This window comes from Aetokthonos hydrillicola CCALA 1050 (assembly GCF_017591665.1).
Classification (GTDB): domain Bacteria; phylum Cyanobacteriota; class Cyanobacteriia; order Cyanobacteriales; family Nostocaceae; genus Aetokthonos; species Aetokthonos hydrillicola.
This window is the reverse complement of the sequence record NZ_JAAKGC010000021.1, coordinates 44371-61982: the sequence shown is the minus strand read 5'-3', so window position 1 is coordinate 61982 and position 17612 is coordinate 44371. Positions and strand designations below refer to the sequence as shown.

The 17612-nt window shown below is 41.0% G+C and carries 18 protein-coding genes and 1 pseudogene; 12 read left to right on the top strand and 7 right to left on the bottom strand.

Annotated features, from left to right (window positions below):
• Window positions 1–328: 328 nt before the first annotated feature.
• Entirely contained in the window at window positions 329–1060 is a 732-nt protein-coding gene (locus G4P69_RS13210) for a DUF1995 family protein (protein WP_208342652.1), read from the bottom strand.
• 180 nt (window positions 1061–1240) lie between these two features.
• Here G4P69_RS13210 and G4P69_RS13205 point away from each other — a divergent pair, with 180 nt between their 5' ends.
• A complete protein-coding gene (locus G4P69_RS13205; protein ID WP_208342651.1) occupies window positions 1241–1504 on the top strand; it encodes a hypothetical protein in 264 nt (87 codons plus the stop codon).
• Between the two features lie 111 nt (window positions 1505–1615).
• Here G4P69_RS13205 and G4P69_RS13200 read toward each other — a convergent pair whose 3' ends face one another.
• Window positions 1616–2770 carry a cysteine desulfurase family protein gene (locus G4P69_RS13200; protein WP_208342650.1) on the bottom strand — a complete coding sequence of 385 codons (1155 nt, stop codon included), beginning with the start codon at window positions 2768–2770 and terminating at the stop codon, window positions 1616–1618.
• A 514-nt stretch (window positions 2771–3284) separates the two neighbouring features.
• On the opposite strand from G4P69_RS13200, the gene G4P69_RS13195 reads away from it, so the two are divergent.
• From G4P69_RS13195 to G4P69_RS13165, 6 genes and pseudogenes are all read left to right on the top strand, one after another.
• Entirely contained in the window at window positions 3285–4727 is a 1443-nt protein-coding gene (locus G4P69_RS13195) for a phospholipase D-like domain-containing protein (protein ID WP_208342649.1), read from the top strand.
• Window positions 4728–4772: 45 nt separating this feature from the next.
• Window positions 4773–5450, top strand: coding sequence for a DUF1345 domain-containing protein (locus G4P69_RS13190; protein ID WP_310834396.1), 678 nt, complete (start codon window positions 4773–4775; stop codon window positions 5448–5450).
• 381 nt (window positions 5451–5831) lie between these two features.
• A complete protein-coding gene (locus G4P69_RS13185) occupies window positions 5832–7466 on the top strand; it encodes an alpha-D-glucose phosphate-specific phosphoglucomutase (protein ID WP_208342648.1) in 1635 nt (544 codons plus the stop codon).
• Between the two features lie 210 nt (window positions 7467–7676).
• Window positions 7677–8315, top strand: coding sequence for a histidine phosphatase family protein (locus G4P69_RS13180; protein WP_208342647.1), 639 nt, complete (start codon window positions 7677–7679; stop codon window positions 8313–8315).
• Window positions 8316–8749: 434 nt separating this feature from the next.
• A pseudogene (locus G4P69_RS13175) lies at window positions 8750–9139 on the top strand (hypothetical protein).
• Window positions 9140–9465: 326 nt separating this feature from the next.
• Window positions 9466–9702, top strand: a complete 237-nt coding sequence (locus G4P69_RS13165; RefSeq protein WP_208342643.1) for a DUF4327 family protein — start codon at window positions 9466–9468, stop codon at window positions 9700–9702.
• Window positions 9703–9940: 238 nt separating this feature from the next.
• On the opposite strand, the gene G4P69_RS13160 is transcribed toward G4P69_RS13165, so the two are convergent.
• The 4 genes from G4P69_RS13160 to G4P69_RS13145 form a co-directional block, all read right to left on the bottom strand.
• Window positions 9941–10360: a DUF4363 domain-containing protein gene (locus tag G4P69_RS13160; protein WP_208342641.1), complete on the bottom strand. Its 420-nt coding sequence runs from the start codon at window positions 10358–10360 to the stop codon at window positions 9941–9943.
• Window positions 10361–10438: 78 nt separating this feature from the next.
• Window positions 10439–10963: a nuclear transport factor 2 family protein gene (locus G4P69_RS13155; protein WP_208342639.1), complete on the bottom strand. Its 525-nt coding sequence runs from the start codon at window positions 10961–10963 to the stop codon at window positions 10439–10441.
• A 126-nt stretch (window positions 10964–11089) separates the two neighbouring features.
• Entirely contained in the window at window positions 11090–11992 is a 903-nt protein-coding gene (ppk2, locus tag G4P69_RS13150; RefSeq protein ID WP_208342637.1) for a polyphosphate kinase 2, read from the bottom strand.
• 207 nt (window positions 11993–12199) lie between these two features.
• On the bottom strand, window positions 12200–12553 hold the full coding sequence (locus G4P69_RS13145) for a hypothetical protein (protein WP_208350162.1): 354 nt from the start codon (window positions 12551–12553) through the stop codon (window positions 12200–12202).
• A 140-nt stretch (window positions 12554–12693) separates the two neighbouring features.
• On the opposite strand from G4P69_RS13145, the gene G4P69_RS13140 reads away from it, so the two are divergent.
• Together G4P69_RS13140 and G4P69_RS13135 are read left to right on the top strand one after the other, a co-directional pair.
• Window positions 12694–13305, top strand: coding sequence for a cytochrome b/b6 domain-containing protein (locus tag G4P69_RS13140; protein ID WP_208345392.1), 612 nt, complete (start codon window positions 12694–12696; stop codon window positions 13303–13305).
• A 13-nt stretch (window positions 13306–13318) separates the two neighbouring features.
• The gene (locus tag G4P69_RS13135; protein ID WP_208345391.1) at window positions 13319–14041 is read left to right on the top strand and encodes a molybdopterin-dependent oxidoreductase; all 723 of its coding nucleotides are present in this window, start codon (window positions 13319–13321) and stop codon (window positions 14039–14041) included.
• A 201-nt stretch (window positions 14042–14242) separates the two neighbouring features.
• Here G4P69_RS13135 and G4P69_RS13130 read toward each other — a convergent pair whose 3' ends face one another.
• Window positions 14243–14734, bottom strand: coding sequence for an orange carotenoid protein N-terminal domain-containing protein (locus G4P69_RS13130; RefSeq protein ID WP_208345390.1), 492 nt, complete (start codon window positions 14732–14734; stop codon window positions 14243–14245).
• Window positions 14735–15311: 577 nt separating this feature from the next.
• Between G4P69_RS13130 and G4P69_RS13125 the strand changes: the two genes are divergently transcribed.
• The 3 genes from G4P69_RS13125 to G4P69_RS13115 are packed head-to-tail and all read left to right on the top strand — an operon-like array spanning window position 15312 to window position 17533.
• The gene (locus G4P69_RS13125; protein ID WP_208345389.1) at window positions 15312–15692 is read left to right on the top strand and encodes a DUF2267 domain-containing protein; all 381 of its coding nucleotides are present in this window, start codon (window positions 15312–15314) and stop codon (window positions 15690–15692) included.
• A gap of 17 nt (window positions 15693–15709) precedes the next feature.
• Window positions 15710–16801 carry a DJ-1/PfpI/YhbO family deglycase/protease gene (locus G4P69_RS13120; protein WP_208345388.1) on the top strand — a complete coding sequence of 364 codons (1092 nt, stop codon included), beginning with the start codon at window positions 15710–15712 and terminating at the stop codon, window positions 16799–16801.
• Window positions 16802–16834: 33 nt separating this feature from the next.
• A complete protein-coding gene (locus G4P69_RS13115; RefSeq protein WP_208350149.1) occupies window positions 16835–17533 on the top strand; it encodes an SRPBCC family protein in 699 nt (232 codons plus the stop codon).
• Window positions 17534–17612: the final 79 nt, after the last annotated feature.

Below are 17612 nucleotides of genomic sequence, written 5' to 3'. Positions count from 1 at the left end.
ATCCCACCGCCTTTGGCACCTCCCCTTGGCAAGGGGAGGTTAGGAGGGGTAAAAATAATGTGCAGCTTCACAGAAAATTGGTATAACGTTGACTAACACTAGCTTAAATGATCAGGCAAAGTAGTTGCATTAGGTTTATTGATGGGAGCAGCTTTAAGACTGAAGAGAAACAAAGCTATTTTTGTGGATTGTTAAGCAGGGCAATAGCTAAACAGTGAACAGTAAACAGTTATCAGTGATCAAGGTGTATGGCGCGGTGTTTCGCGTTGCGATAAACCCATTATTCTTGACTGATAACTGATAACTGATAACTGATAACTGCTCCCTACTAACTTCTCAAAGCCCTTAAGAACCGTTGTAATCCTCGCAAAGGACTGGGTTTTCTTGCGGGGGTAGTGTCTCCTGGTGTTTTTGGTTGTCCCTCCATCAGAATTAAATCTAAGTCGTCTCCTGATGGTTTTTTGGGTAATTCAGCAATTCTTTGATAGTCACCGTTAGTTTCGAGCCACACTTCCCAAACTCCAGGGTAACAACGGAATAATGCAGCTTCTTCAAAGATAGGACGCAGGTAATAGCAGGATTCAAGTGTACTGATGAAACGCTGGTAGGTTTGCCGTGCTGCATAACCAATACCAACTGCTCCTGCTTCTTGCATCCGAGAATTTAATATGACTAAGGGGCGATCGCCTATTTCTTCAGACAGCTTTTCTAATTGCACCACTTCTACTGCTGTTGGGGCAATAAATAAAAAGATTTCATCCTCTGGTTGAATTTTTGATTTTGTAGCAGTTCTACCAGCACCAACATCAGAGATTTTAAACTCTACATTCTCCCAATCCCTTTGGGCGAGTGCTGCACCACCAGCATCAGCAAAGAAAACCTTTAGCTTAGAACCATATTTTTCAAACATTGGCAGGAATTGCTCTGCTACAGACATTTGATTGAGTTCTGGAAATATTAACTCAACTTGTAGCCGAGTATACCCATCTGCAAGTGCTGCTTGGGTAGCTTCTTGCGCTTGCACAATCGCATCTTCTAGTGTTGTTGGAAGTTCAGCCATCTTAAAAAGATTCCGGATTTTGGGTTTTAAGATATCATAGATGCGTCCTAAGGAGGGTGTAAGCGGAAGCAGTTGACGCAAATATACTGCTTATGGAATATTAAACTGTGAGTGACGTTATCAGCTGCTTCGCTTAAATAAATGTGCTAGCTCAGCTACTTTAGTTGTATCCTATCTGTTATGTATACATTAAACAAAATCCTGCTTTTCTCTTTCGGTGTTAGTTTTCTGATCACAGGTATTCGTAGCTGTTTGCCTAATCTCTTAAGTAAGCAAAGTGATGAGTTTTTAGTAGATCTCATGCTTTCTTATCCACCGAAAACTCAAGAACAGGCAAACTGTGCAAAGCAATTGTATGATTCCACTGCCTTTATAAAAGCGGATACAAAAGATAAGATTATCACCAAATGTCAGCTACAACAGCTTAATCTAGAAATTGAGTAGCGAACTATCAAGCTAAAAGCTTTCTTTCTCTGACTTTTTCAGATGTGCAGCCTCGGAAATTGCTGCACAGCTAATAATACACCAAAGATTGACTTTTGAGTTCCTCGTTCGTTAACTTTTATCGGCAATAGTAGCTAATATTTGCTTTAGCACTATTGCCACCCAGTCAACATCAGCTTCAGTTGTATCACGTCCCATTGTCATCCGAATTGAGCCCAAGGCAGCTTTTTCTGAATACCCCATCGCTAAAAGTATAGGGCTAGGGCTAAGTTTACCGCTATGACAAGCAGAGCCAGCACTGATGGCAATACCAGCTAAATTTAATTGACGTACCAGCCTTTTACCGCTAAGTTTTTCACCATCAGCGTTTACTAGGCAGAAACTCACATGGTGGGGTAAACGATTGAAGCGTTCACCTGTAGGAATTAAACCGGGAATATTCGTGAGTAGAGCAAACAGGCGATCGCGCAGCTTGATTAAGCGCGGTGTTTCTGTTAACATTTCTTGCTTCACTAATTCTGCTGCTACGCCAAAGCCAGCAATAGTATGTACCGCTTCTGTTCCAGAACGGAGTCGTCTTTCTTGCCCCCCACCACGCAATAAGGGTACTAACTCCACACCAGGACGTATATACAACGCCCCTGCACCTTGGGGACCATAAATTTTATGACTAGAAATACTCAATAAATCTACGTTTAGCTTGCTGACATCTATAGGCAAGCGCCCTGCTACTTGTACAGCATCCGTATGAAATAAAGCATTGTGGGAGCGTGCAACATTTGCCAAATCTTCTATTGGCTGAATTGTCCCAACTTCACTTTGACCGTAAATCACGGATACTAATACAGTGTTACTTTGTAGTGCTACCTTTAAATCTATTGGGCTGACTCTTCCTTTAGCATCAACTGGTAATTTTGTAACTTGCCAACCCCATAACTCTAGTAAACGCACTGGTTCAGCGATAGCTGAGTGTTCAACGCTAGAAATAATTATATGCTGAGGTTTGTAGTACAAATGGGCCACTCCCATAATTGCCAAATTATTTGCCTCTGTCCCTCCAGAGGTAAAAACGATAGATTCTGGATTCGGTGCGTTTATTAAGCTAGCAACCTGTGTTCTGGCTTGTTCCATAACCGTTGCTGCTCGTTGTCCCCATTCATGTAAACTCGAAGGGTTACCCCACTGCTGTGTAAGGACTTCTTGCATCACTGCGATCGCTTCAGGACGAGTGGGAGTTGTAGCGCTGTAATCTAAATAAATTTGCATAAAATCTCTAATAAGAACACACGGTGCGGCTTGCTACTTGCTGATCTTTTTTCAGGGTATACAGCTAAGCTACCAAATTCTTGCCACTTCCACGCGCTTTGTTACCCTGTCAGTGGAACTACTCTTCTTTTAAGAATTTCCGCAATAACCGCATTGCCGTTACTATTATTTAAAACAATACTGGTAGACAACACAAATTAACTCAATAATTGCTCTTGTAGCAAATCTCATTGATTACCGATTGACGCTTACCATTAACTCGGGTGCATCTCAATTTATAGGAAGTCAGGAGTCAGGAAACAGGAGTCAGGAGAAATGCTGGTAACAACCTCGTCCCTTGTGGACGAGATAAGAGTTGAAACTTTTCTTAAAACACCATCCCCACAATTCAGTTATGAGTTATTGGCTGTTCACTGATAACTGATGACTGATCGCTGATAGTGTGGGTGGTGTATTCTGACTCCTGACTCCTGTATTCTGACTCCTTTTTATTAAAAATTCCTATTAATTATAAATGAAATTTATCACAGATTCTATTACTTCTAAAGAACGTAAGTTTTCTGGCATTTCTAAAACATTAGTTACATTATTGTTTGTCATTTTTGGATTTGTGCTGGTTATCAGCTTCAAATCTTCACCAAAAGAAATTCTCAAGCCATTACCTCAAGATCCTGCTGTTCAAGTTTATTTCAACCATGAGCTAGCTTCTTCTTACGAAGACCCATATCGACATTTTACTCGCAAGGGGGACAATTTAGAGCAGCAGATCATTGATGCTATCAATCAAGCAAAGTCAAGTGTGGACTTAGCTGTTATGGAATTCAGGCTTCCTAAGGTAGCTGAAGCTTTAACGCTTGCCCATAAACGCCAAGTGAAAGTCAGAGTAGTACTCGATAATAAATATAACAAAGCTTTGAGTGATTATTCTCCAGAAGAAATAGCACGGATGAATCATCACGACAAAGAAGCTTATGAAGAACTGAAGCGCTATCCTGGTGATGCCTTAGCTATTTTACGTGAGAGTGGCATAGAGATAAAAGATGATACATCCGGCGGAGCCACTAAAGGTAGTGGGCTGATGCACCATAAGTTTTTAGTGGTTGACGGTAAAACAATTATTATATCCAGTGGCAACTTCACAACATCGGATTTGCATGGCGATTTTAACAACTTCGATACTCGCGGCAACCCAAATAACATGGTTGTCGTTCATGATAATGCTCAACTTGCCAAAATTTTTACTGATGAATTCAACTATATGTGGCAAGGGTTGTTCAAATGGCATAAACCACAGAGAAATCCCGTCACAATCCCCGCTGGATCTGGAACGATCACGGTTCATTTTTCCCCTGCACCTAAAAGTGAGGATCTTGATTTAACCAGCAACGGAGTTATTACCTCTTATATGGAACAAGCTAAAAAGAGTGTGCATATGGCATTGTTTGTGTATTCAGCTCAAATGATTAGTGACACTCTTAACTATGTGCATAATCAAGGGGTAGAGGATATCAAAATTTTGATAGATCCAGACTTCTTCGCTCAACCTTACTCAAAAGCTTATGATGCTATGGGGTTATGTCCACATTCTAGAAAGAAACGCCGTTTCGCACAAGTTCATCCTTGGAAACATCCTATAACCACAGTTGGTTTTCCTATTTCCCCAAAAGGCGATCGCGGAGTGCATAGCAAAATGGCGATTTTAGATGGGGTATTGGTGATTACAGGTAGTCACAACTGGTCTAACTCTGGGAATTACTCAAATGATGAGACTTTGGTATTTGTTCAAAATACCACTGTTGCCCCACATTATGAGCGGGAGTTTAATCGGCTTTATCAAACAGCAAAGGTTGGTCTATCAGCCCTACCTCATGCCCAGCCATGCGCATCTTCCTCAGTCAATACTACTGAACAAAACCCAACGTCAACTCAACAAGAAGCTTTGCCGATGGAAAATTAAGGATATACTACTATCGATGCTCGTCTTTTGAGTAAGTAGTCTCCTGTGTCTATTGTAAATAGATGGTTTAAGAATCTAGATTCTCGCCCCCGACTAGTCATTTCAGCGATCTTTGCCGGATTAGTGTGGACAGTACTTCCGTCTTGGCTGCGCTTCCCCTCACAAACTCTGTGTACGTGGAACTCAGGTATTGATTGTTTCCTAGCCTTGACTTGGTGGATAATGGTTAGGGCTACACCAGAACATATGCGCCGTTATGCGCAACGTGAATACGCAGGACGCTTGGCTCTGTTCTCTATAATTGTTGGAGCTGCTTGCGCTAGTGTATTAGCGATTGGGTTTTTGCTCAGTGATAATAATAAAAAAGGGCAGCCGACTCCTATCCTAGCGCTACATGTCGCGCTTGCTGTGATGACGATTGTTGGTTCGTGGTTATTAGTGCATACCATGTTCGCGTTGCAATACGCATACAATTATTATCACGGCAGCGAAAGTAATAAAGACGAATTAGCTGGGGGTCTAGATTTTCCTGAGGATCGCGAACCAGATTACTGGGATTTTTTATATTTTTCTTTTGTGATTGGCATGACTAGCCAAGTCTCTGATATTCAGACAACATCACGCTTTATGAGGCGCTTGGCTCTGATACATGGTGTATTATCCTTCTTTTTTAACACTACAATTTTAGCCATGACCATCAATATTATTGCAGCGCTCATTTAACAGTTATCAGTTATCAGTTATCAGTCATCAGTCAAGAATACTAACGGGAAACACCGCACTATAAGTTTTGATCACTGATCACTGTTTACTGTTCACTGATTCAGTACTTCCATTCGCGAGAATTTATCAAAAATGGCTGACACCTTGTTGTAAGATTATCTTGGCTAGGTCAAGTAGCCATCTAGGGTGGAAACAAGAATTTTAAATGCCTTAACGGCTATTGAATCACGCTTGATTTCAATGCAGTGTTAGGCTATTTTCTGCTGCGTATTGTAGAATACCACCTGTATTCAAAGCTTGCCTCTCGAATGATGTTGTATTCAGACTGTCAGAAGATATCAGGCAGGAACTAGCGTTGTTATATTTGTTCAAAACACTTATATGAACATAAAAACCGTATCTACACAACCTTTTACTGATCAAAAGCCTGGAACTTCTGGACTTCGGAAGCGGGTTAAAGTCTTTCAACAGCTTCACTATTTAGAAAACTTTGTTCAGTCTATCTTTGATAGTTTGGAAGACTATCAAGGAAAGACTTTAGTTGTTGGTGGTGACGGTCGTTACTACAATCGTCAGGCAATCCAAACTATATTAAAAATGGCATCCGCGAATGGATTTGGTAAGGTGCTGGTCGGTCAAGGTGGCATTTTATCCACTCCAGCAGCTTCCTGTGTGATTCGCAAGAACCAAGCTTTCGGTGGGATTATACTTTCTGCTAGTCACAATCCTGGTGGACCAGAAAACGATTTTGGCATTAAATACAATATCAGTAATGGGGGACCTGCACCAGAGAAGGTGACAGAAGCAATTTACAGTCGTAGTAAAACGATTAGAGAGTATCGGTTACTAGAAGCGGGTGATGTAAATTTAGACAAACTGGGAAGTTTTCAACTCGGTTCAATGACTGTACAGGTGATTGATTCAGTTGCTGACTATGCCGAGTTGATGGAATCTTTGTTTGATTTTGAGCGGATTCATCAGCTGCTCACTTCTGGCAAGTTTCGCATATGTATCGATTCTCTACATGCTGTAACTGGACCTTATGCTCATGCCATATTTGAGGAGAAGTTAGGTGCACCAACCGGAACGGTGCTCAATGGTGTGCCTTTAGAAGACTTTGGTGGTGGACACCCTGATCCGAATCTTGTTTATGCCCACGACTTAGTTGATATTCTCTACGGTGAACAAGCACCGGATTTTGGTGCAGCTTCTGATGGAGATGGCGATCGCAACATGATTCTGGGTCGGAAATTTTTTGTTACCCCTAGCGATAGTCTAGCAGTGATAGCGGCAAATGCTAAAGTCGCTCCTGGCTATAGTTCTGGTTTGGCTGGGGTAGCACGTTCCATGCCTACCAGTCAAGCTGTGGATCGCGTTGCTGCTGCGCTTGGTATTGATTGCTATGAAACACCTACCGGCTGGAAGTTTTTTGGGAACCTCTTAGATGCTGGTAAAGCAACTCTTTGCGGTGAAGAAAGTTTTGGGACTGGCTCTAATCACATACGCGAAAAAGATGGGTTATGGGCAGTTCTTTTCTGGCTCAATATCTTAGCTGTCAAACAGCAATCTGTAGAGCAAATTGTGCGAGAACACTGGAAAACCTTCGGGCGCAATTACTACTCCCGTCATGATTATGAAGAAGTAGAGACAGACAGAGCTAACAATCTCATAACCAATTTAAGCTCCCAAATACCAACTTTGAAAGGCAAGCAGTTTGGTCAGTATCAAGTTGAATACAGCGACGACTTCAGTTACACTGACCCTGTTGATGGTAGCGTTAGTCAAAATCAGGGTATTCGGATTGGCTTTACTGATGGCTCTCGTATAGTGTTTCGACTTTCTGGTACAGGTACCCAAGGTGCTACCTTAAGGCTTTATCTTGAAAGCTATGAGCGTGATCCCAGTAAGCATAACCTTGATCCCCAACAAGCACTAGCAAGTTTAATTGCCATTAGTGATGAAATAGCTCAGATTCACCACTACACCGGTAAAGACAAGCCAACTGTGATCACATAACAGAATTCAGGAGTCAGGAGTCAGGAGTCAGTTATCACAGCACTGTAGGCTTTGAACACTGATAACTGCTTACTGTTCACGGTTTTAAGGCTCCTGAATTCTGAATTCTGGCTTCTGAATTCTTTTTCTATAGTTCAGACTGTTGTAGGGTGCGTTATTAACGCACCCTACCTCATGATCGTGGTTACCCAATATCAAAAGGACAAATTTATGAGCTTAAGGCTATATTTTCTCAGGCACGGAGAAACAGTTTATAGCCGCACCGGAGGCTACTGTGGAGATTTAGATCCAGAACTGACAAACGAAGGTACTCAGATGGCAAAGGCGTTTGCTGAGACTTACCACTCTTTACCTTGGGCAGCAGTGTATGTGAGTCCTATGAAACGCACGATCGCCACAGCAAAGCCGTTGTGTGATGCAATAGGCGTCGAAATGCAAATACGTCCGGGATTGAAGGAAATTGGTTATGGGAAATGGGAGGATAAAACCGCCGAGTTTGTCCAACAGCATTTTACAGAGGATTATGTTCGTTGGTTAACTGAACCTGCTTGGAACCCACCCACTGGAGGAGAAACCTCTGTACAAATAGCTAGCCGTGCAATGCCGGTCATCGCAGAAATTCAAGAAAAGTATTCGACTGGTAATGTGTTGGTGGTGTCTCATAAGGCAACAATCAGAATTATACTATGCAGCCTTTTGGGGATCGATATAGGGCGTTATCGCGATCGCATTAATGCCCTTGCAGCATCTGTCAGTATTGTGAAGTTCGGTGAGCATGGTCCGTTACTGGAAGTATTGGGCGATCGCCATCATTTACCTGATCAACTGCGCGATTTGCCAGGAACCTGACTTTAGGGGGAAGACAAGGCACTTTGCTTTGTCTTTTTCTCTCAACTGTTTGTACAAAAATCTGGTAACTCAGACAACAATTGAATCCTGGGAATTAGCTTAGTACTTTACAGACAAAGTTTGAGGGTGGTTGCTTAAATAAGACTAAGGGTCAGACACATCTGTCAAGAATCGGTAGTTAGATTTATACTTTTTGTGTTCACTTTCTGCTTTCGTACACGACGTACTGCCAGATCTGCACTAATAAGGCGAAAATCTTCCCTCCGCAGGTCAGTACTCTAAATTTAATCCAAGGTACAGCCCACAACGATGCCCATACCACTGTTACTGACATTTTGCAATACAGCCAAATAATTCAAGGTCCTGTGTTCTCATCAGAAAATATCATAAATGCAATAAAGCTTAATTATTCTTCAATAATTGAGTTATATAACATGATAGCGGTTGATGATTTCTTAAAATGTTATTTTTTAAACCATCAAGCATCTGCAATTACACTGACCTATCAAAGCGGTTACATCGCTCAAATCATTGATAGTCATACTCCTAGTCAGGCTATTCAAAACATAGAGCTTTGTACTTTGTTACAAATATTTGTCCGAGGAAATCCGTTCCGAGGTAGCGCTAGCCTGACTCAACTAGCTGAGGATTTGTTGAAGAAATTATTAATAAATGGCAATTTACAAGCTTTAGTAATGTACGGTAGCCCATAAGCCTTGAAGCTGTTGATACCTTTGCTAGCAGCAGATACTCCTATAGTTTTTTCCCATGGACAAATGCCAGCAGCGCAAAACAGCGCTTTAGGTTCACTATTTAGTATTTAATGGCCTCTGTGCAACTTAATCTTTGCTTAATTTGTAAAACCTGCCTGAATGTGCTAAATAGCAAATATTATACAACCGACACACAATTCAATCAGGATAAATAGACTACTCAAAATGGCATTTATGAAATAAAATATAAAAATATGTCAGAGTTTGATGACTTTCTTAATATTTATTTACATAAATTGAGGAGATGTAGCGTCAAAATGAAATTAGTTCCGTATAGCAAAATACAAAACCCTAGCGACAAGTCTATTCGTGACCATGTTTGTTCCTGAAACATTATTGGGAACACTACTTAAGTGTTAATTTGTGAGTAAAAAACAATGAGTGTCAATACGGTGCCTTCTATTAGTTACTACTCTTTAGATGTGATCCAAGACGAAGCAAGGCGTTTGGTCCAGAAGGGAGTCGTTAGCCGACAGCAACCTATATATAGCCTTTGCCAATATATTCCAGCCAGAGAGTGGGTCTGTGTTGAATGTGAGCTAGAAAAGTGCGATTTCCTATTACGCGATCGCATTGCCGATCTCATTGGCCGAGAAGAATGGGAAAACGATTAATCATTTTTTAATTTTGGGTTTTGGAGCAGGGCTTTTTTTTGGATGTGTGATGTTAATAAAAAATTGAACCCTTGTGTTTAAGGATAATCTCTGCTTTTTATCAACCTTTCCCTGTCCAAACGTCTCAACAAAAACTGTAATAGCTCTCCCTGATTGGGATAGTAAAGACAACTAAGGAGCGAGTCATTATTCGCTCCTTAGCTTGGTTTATTTACAACGAATTGAAGCTGCTAGAAGTTTACAACTTAGAGACATTAGTGACACTTTTGTCAAGAGATTGTAAAGCTTGTAGAACTTTCTTTTTATTTGGAGTAGAGGCTTTAAGTTCGTTTGTAATCTGGTCTGAATTATCTTCAATTGCTTTGTAGTTCTGAGGAGATTGAGATCTCACTTTGTCTTCAACCTTCGACCAGAAACCTTCAAATTTCCCAAATTCCTTTTTAGCATTGGCAAAATTTCCAGATGAAACAGCCGTCTTAGTTTTGGATATAACACCTTGTATCCCATTCAGGTTCGCTTTCTCAACTGGTGCTGTGATGTTAGACGCAGGACTTGCTGTAGATGAGGATTGTGGGGTAGGTTTTTCAGCATTGTTGCATCCGACTAAAGCCATCAAGCTGATTATTGTAATAGCAAAGACTTGCTTAAAACGAAACATGACTAACTCCTCACAAAAAACAAAGATACCCCACTCTGGATAAGCTGAAATGTGGCTTTTGTCAATGGTTTCTAAGCTTTATTTAAACTTCAGGTCATTGCCATTAAAGGTAGTCACCTGCGCATACATTAACCCATCCTTAGTTTCGTAGGCATCAGAGCCACGATAAGGTTCTGCTAAGAAAGGAGCATCAACTCTCCATTGAACGTTGATAGTGCCACCGACTTGACTAACATATTCTGGGGTAAAGGTAATGCCACAGAAACCTCCTTCCCCACCAGGCTTAACGAAGCCTGCGAAGAGCTCATACAATTGATCACGCCCTTTGGTCACAGTACCATTAGGCAAATGGATCTCAGCGACATCCGGATACTGAGCTAAAATCCGATCAAGGTTACAACTGTTTAGTGCTCTAAGATGTTCAACTACAACCTTGGCTGCGGTTGGCTGACGTACTAGCGATGGGTCATCATAATTAGATGTTAACTCTGAAACTTTGTAAATCAATTTAAAAATACTTTCGGAAGCCGAAACTGTTAATGTTGTGGTAGTTACAAAACCCAGCGCTATTAGCAAGGCACGAACAATGCGTTTTCTGTTCATACTTTTTTGTTAGATGACTGTGCAAAGTATTGCAAATACTTTTGAATCTAGTACATCTTACTACGGAGACGAGTCATTTTTTTACTTTTATTATTTGGGCATAATTATGTGTCAAAAAACGACCACCTAATAAGTTTGTGGGATGAAGAACTGTTCATTTCGTGGTGGTCTAACATAGTTATCGCCAGGCTTTCTGGGCGCTAGTTCTAGGGGTGGAGGGGTCATATCCACATAGGGAATCTTATTGAGGATGTGGTAAATACAATTGAGGCGAGCACGTTTTTTGTCGTCTGCTTCAACGGTGAACCAAGGCGCTTCGGGAATATTGGTGTGAGCAAACATAGCATCCTTGGCTTTAGAGTATTCCACCCAACGATTTCGCGATTCGAGATCTATCGGGCTGAGTTTCCACCGCCGTGCTGGATCAGTGGATCGAGATTGAAACCGGCGTTCTTGCTCATCATCGCTAACAGAAAACCAATACTTCAGTAGAATGATCCCCGAACGCACCAGCATCCGTTCAAATTCTGGACAATCTTGCATGAAATGATTGTATTGTTCTTCTGTACAGAAGCCCATTACATGTTCTACGCCAGCACGGTTATACCAACTGCGGTCAAACAAAACAATTTCACCAGCCGATGGCAGATGAGCTACGTAGCGTTGGAAGTACCACTCAGTCTTTTCGCGATCGCTAGGCGTGCCTAAAGCGACGATACGGCATCCACGGGGGTTCAAGGGTTCTGCAATCCGTTTAATAGTACCGCCCTTACCTGCGGCATCTCGTCCTTCAAAAATAATCACAATCCGGGCACCTGTAAACTTCACCCAGTACTGCATTTTCACTAGTTCTAATTGCAGCTTGGCTAGTTTTTTCTCGTAGAACCGATTGGATATTTTAGAACTTCCTTCACCTTCAGTCGTGCGTTTCTTGAGTTTTTTTCCTTTCCTTTTCTTGGCTTTGAGGCTAGCCATAGGAGATTCCATAGAATCCTTAATTGGATTGTCGTCGTCTGGTGCAGTCTTCATAAACTGATTCAAAGTTGATATTTATAGATAATGCTGATTTTCACAGCACGCTTAAGACCTTACTTTTAATGTTTCCCAAACCTTAATTTTTCTTTTACCTCTTATTAATAATTCACAAAAAATAACAATATGTAGAAAAAACCAGCGCCTCAAGGTAGTTTCAGGATGAAGCCTTGAAAAATCTTAGAGGCGTTGGAGTTTAAGTATTTAACCTGCTTCCTCCAAATACTGGTTTACATCTTCCATCACTCGGGTTAATTCAGCCTCTGTAGTTAAGCGGATATTGGCATCACGAACAGTCAGTAAAACCTTAGCTGCAAAGGGAGTGGGCCAAATATTAGGATTACAAAAAATTTCTAAAAACACATGCCCCGTGTGACAATATTCCATTGGAGGCTGGGGAGTGACTTTACCACTGCTAGGAGTGGTTTTAGCCGCAACAGCTTTTAAGCTCTGCATGAGTTGGTTAAGTGCTGCTTTTAGTTCCTGTGCTGCTTCCGGAGAAAAACTGACAGACACAGAACCTTCAACCAAGTTTAGTGTTAAATGATTTGTGGATATCATGAGCTAGTTATCAAAACTTCTTGTTATATTTACCATCTTCGAGAGAATGGAGCAAATTTCTTTAGTCGTCTAAGATAGCACTTGCTCCTTACTATTAGAGAAACTACTTTATTAATAAACATTACTGGTTATTAACTGTGAATGCACCTGCTGATTCTAAAAAATCTAAGTCCCCACCTGTTCCAGCGCAGAGTGTTCCGGCAAAAGTCTTTCACTGGGTTAATATAATTAGTCTAGTCTTAATGATTGGCAGTGGATTACAGATTTACAATGCCAACCCCGTTTTTGGTGGACGAGGCGGCTGGAAAATTCCGAATTTATTCTTGTTGGGGGGTTGGTTAGCTGGAGGTAGACACTGGCATTTTGCTGCGATGTGGTTATTTGCACTTAATCTACTTTGGTATGGTTTTTACATTTTAATCAATCGACGCTGGAAAAATCGATTCGTAAGCAACAAAGACTTAAAAGCGCTACAGAATAGTCAAAACGTCAAGCGCAAAACGTACGCGTGGCATCGGTTAGTTTATACGGCTATCATTCCTGTTTTGCTAGTTGCTATATTTAGTGGACTAGGAATGTACAAACCAGTTCAATTCAACTGGATCGTTGATTGTTTTGGTGGCAGTTGGCAAGCAATACGGATAGTTCACTTTACCACAGTACCAATCGTGGTAGCTTTTGCACTCGTACACTCTCTATTAGGTTTGAGAGTGGGAGGTACACGTCTTATTCAGTCAATTTTCTGGTAGAGGAGTTTTTTCCATGCGTCAAGTTGAAGTTTTCCGTCGTTCATTACTCCGTCGCCAGTTTCTACAACTTTCTGGACTCTCGAGTGCTAGCTTTTTGTTAGGTGGTTGTGCTACTACTTTGTTTCAAGATGTTGTAAACAAAACTTCTGAGCCGTTTAACCAAAAGATAGAGAGTTTAATATTTAATCCTCAAAAACTTGCACCTGAATTTCCTCGTAGCGCTATTGAGCCAAATGCTTTGTTAGTTAATACATATGATCAGACCCCAGAAATTGACCCAGCAACATTTCGTTTGATTATTGATGGCGAAGTAAACCATCCTCTCAGCATGAGTATGCCAGATCTTCAACGCATGCCTTTAACCTCTATGATTATTCGTCACGTTTGTGTTGAAGGGTGGGCGGCGATTGTTCAATGGGGTGGGATACGGTTGCGAGATCTTTTGTATTTAGCTCAACCAAAAGCCAATGTTCGCTACGTTTACTTTAAGTCAGCAGATGGTTACTACGAAAGTTGGGATTTACCTTCTGCTACCCATCCCCAAACACTCATGGCTTATCAGAAAAATGGTCAACCTCTGTCAATTGATAATGGTGCGCCTATACGTCTGGCTTCTCCAATCAAACTTGGCTATAAGCAAAGTAAATGGGTAACTCGCATTACACTAGTAAACAATCTAAGACCTTCTAAAGGCTACTGGGTAGATCAGGGATATGAGTGGTACGGTGGCTTATAGTTTTGATACCTACCTAAAGAGAGATGAAAAGAATAGCACCTTGCTTGATGATCATACAGTAAAGTCAAAGACGTGATGAATTCAGGGTGCAAATCTGATAAGTGAAAACCTAGATAAACACATTGTGATTTTTCTTTGCAATGTGTTTATCTAGGTTTTTTATTATGCTAATGATTGATCTTTAGCGGGCATCAAAAATTTTTAGACTCCAGCACCAGCTTTAGGTTGAGCGCCCATTGGTGATACGTAATCGCGGAAAACGGTAATTTGCTGCTCGTAATCTAATGAGGCAATTTTATTAACAACGGCTTGAACTTCAGAGGAAGGTTGATAATCAGCAGGCACAGGAATAATAGTTGTATCATCCATACCTTGGGATAAACGATACCAAAACAGCAACTTAGTTGTATCGCTCAATGAGCCATACATCCTAGTGTATTCATTATCTGCTTTGTTAATTAAATCGCGTTGAAATTGCAATTGATCTTCATGAGATTTTTCCTTGATTTGATTGAACAAACCTTCAGCAATGTCCGGAGAAGCGGTACTAGCACCAGGCGCAGCAGGAGTAACGGAACTACCCATTTGCTTATAAATAAACCAAAACGCGGCTAATTGATCATCCACGTTTAAGTTTTGAAATGCTTTGACATTTTCTTGAATATTTGGATCGCTGGCTTGAGTAAATGTCATAATGAACTCCGATTGCTCTTCAATAACTATTAAGATTTACACTATCAAAAGGGTTCTCCATGTTTAACCCTGCTTAAGGCATATGTGCCTAAATCAATTAGAAGAGCAGTTGGTTCCGCTATATTACTTGACCTTACTGCATCCCCAAGATAACGTTTTCTGTTTACAAGCTTGTCTTCCTAAAGATGTATCACCTTAGAAATAAAACAATCTCTCTCTTTAGATTGAAGAGAAGCCAGCAATTGATGCATAACCTTATTATGTATCAATTCACGCTATAGTGACTTTATCAGAGTTATGAGTTAGGAATTGGGAACTCTGCACAAGCTAACACTTTGTCTTCAATTCACACTCATAACTTTTTTATTTAAAATAAAATATTTTTGGGGATATTAAAATTAAAAAAACTCTTTCTTAAGAGCGAAGAAACTTTAATGATTTATCACAGATAATTGAATGAATGAGAATATATTGTATTTTTATTTACACCGCAAACTGTGGTAAAAGTAATATTTATTCGTTCCTTACATAAATAAATTTTTATTAAGTGTTTACTCTAATGAAAGGGGATGTAAAAATGAAGTACGACGAATTTATAAAACACGTTCAAAGTCTTGGCCTGTTAAATTCTCGTGAAGAAGCAGAACGGGCTACCCGCGCCACATTAGAAACAATTAAAGAACGCATTGTTGGAGACGAAGCAAAGGATCTCGCCGCACAATTACCTAAAGAATTAGGTGAATGCTTGCTTGGAAGAGAAGGGGAAAATGGCCAACATTTCGGGTTGGAAGAGTTTATTAAACGTGTAAGTGAAAAAGAGGGAGTAGCTCCCACGGCAGCAGTTATGCATGTGCGCTCTGTGTTTGCAGTTTTACAAGACGCTGTGACTCCGGGAGAATTTGCTGATTTACAGGTGAATCTATCGGAAGACTATAGAGAAATGTTCGCGGTTTCATAAAAACAAAAGGAAATATCATGCCAAGTTCAAATAACAATTTTCGTAAGAAAAAAGTTGCAATTCTGATTGAGAACGATGTAGAAGATGCAGAGTTCCAAGTTCCTTACAATGGCTTAAAACAAGCAGGAATAGAAGTCGTTATCCTTGGCTCCCGCACGAACGAGGATTACAAAGGTAAACGCGGCAAACTATCCATATCTGCCGATGCCACCACTACTGAAGCTGTGGCTTCTGAGTTTGATGCTGTAGTTATTCCTGGTGGTGTAGCTCCCGACAAAATGCGTCGGAACCCAAATACAGTACGCTTCGTACAAGAGGTAATGCAGCAAGGAAAGCTAGTAGCTGCAGTTTGTCACGGACCTCAAGTTTTAATTGAAGGTGACTTACTCAAAGGTAAACAAGCGACGGGTTTTGTAGCGATTCGCAAAGACATGATCAACGCAGGTGCAAATTATCTGGATGCACCTCTGGCGATTGATGGAAATCTAATCACATCGCGTCAACCAGGAGATTTGCCAATATTCACTACAGCTATATTGGGTTATCTCGGTTACGGTGGTAAGGACGCAGCTTTACCAGATACCCAAGATAAGAAAGCTGAATGGTGGAAGCTAGGTGATGCTTGGGGTGGTTCAACCAAGGGTGAGATTGTTAAAGGTTTGAATACAGCTCTTGCTGGTGAGCATTATTCGCAAGAAGCGCTACAGAAGTACGCCCAGAAACAATCAGATCAAGAAGTGAAATTGCTCTTCCAACAAATGATCAGTGATAAGCAGCGTCACATTCAAGTATTGGAAGCACGTCTTAAAGAATTAGGTGAAAAGCCATCATTGACAGCAAATGTTGCTAACCAGTATGCCAAAGTAAAAACTGCCTTTACCGGAAGCGATGACATATCTCTATTACGCTCTGCTTTGGGTGATGTGCAAACAGGTATAGGTGATATTAGCAAGTTAGTAGCTGCATACACAGACCCACTCACGACTGCTATTTTCATGGAAATGTATCAAGACCTATTGAAGTCTGAGCAGCAACTTTTAGCTCTGTATCGCGCGCAGGTTGGTAGTGAAACAAAACCAGCACAGCCGAGTACAGCTGCAGCTGTATAGATGTAGGTTTTTTAAGCTTAAGGAAATAGAACAGTGGAATATATTTCAGGCGATCAGGAAAATATTAGCCAAAGTGAAGCGAGTGATACTGAACGTTGGGCTTCTTTAATCGGTGGTAGTGCATTAGTGCTAATGGGTTTAAAGCAACGCTCTTTACGAGGAGTGTTAACAGCGTTGGCTGGAGGAGGTCTCATTTACCAAGGTGCGACAAGACAAAGCACAATAAAGCACGCGCAGGAAGCAATGGGTATTAATCAAGCTATCAAAGTTGAAAAAACGGTAACGATTAACAAACCAGCAGATGAACTCTATAGATTTTGGCACAATTTTACAAACCTGCCGAAGTTTATGAAGCATATTCAATCTATAGATGTGCTTACTGATAAGCGTTCTCACTGGCGCGCAGATGCACCACTAGGCACAACTGTAGAATGGGATGCAGATATTATAGAGGATCGGGAAAATGAGTTTATTTCCTGGGCTTCGGTAGAGGGAGCAGATGTTGATAACTCTGGCTTTATCCGCTTTAAAGAAGCACCAGGCGATCGCGGCACTGAGGTCAAGATCGTTCTTGAATATAACCCACCTGGAGGAGCATTAGCAGCTGCTTTCGCAAAAATTTTCGGCAAAGAACCAGAGCAACAAATAGGTGATGAATTACGCCGTTTTAAGATGCTGATGGAAGCAGGCGAAATTGCCACAACTGAGGGACAACCAAAAGGGAAAGATTAAAACAAGAATTCAGGAGCCAGGAGTCAGTATTCAGAATGAGTGACTGACTGATAAATAACGAGGTTTTAAAATTCCATCT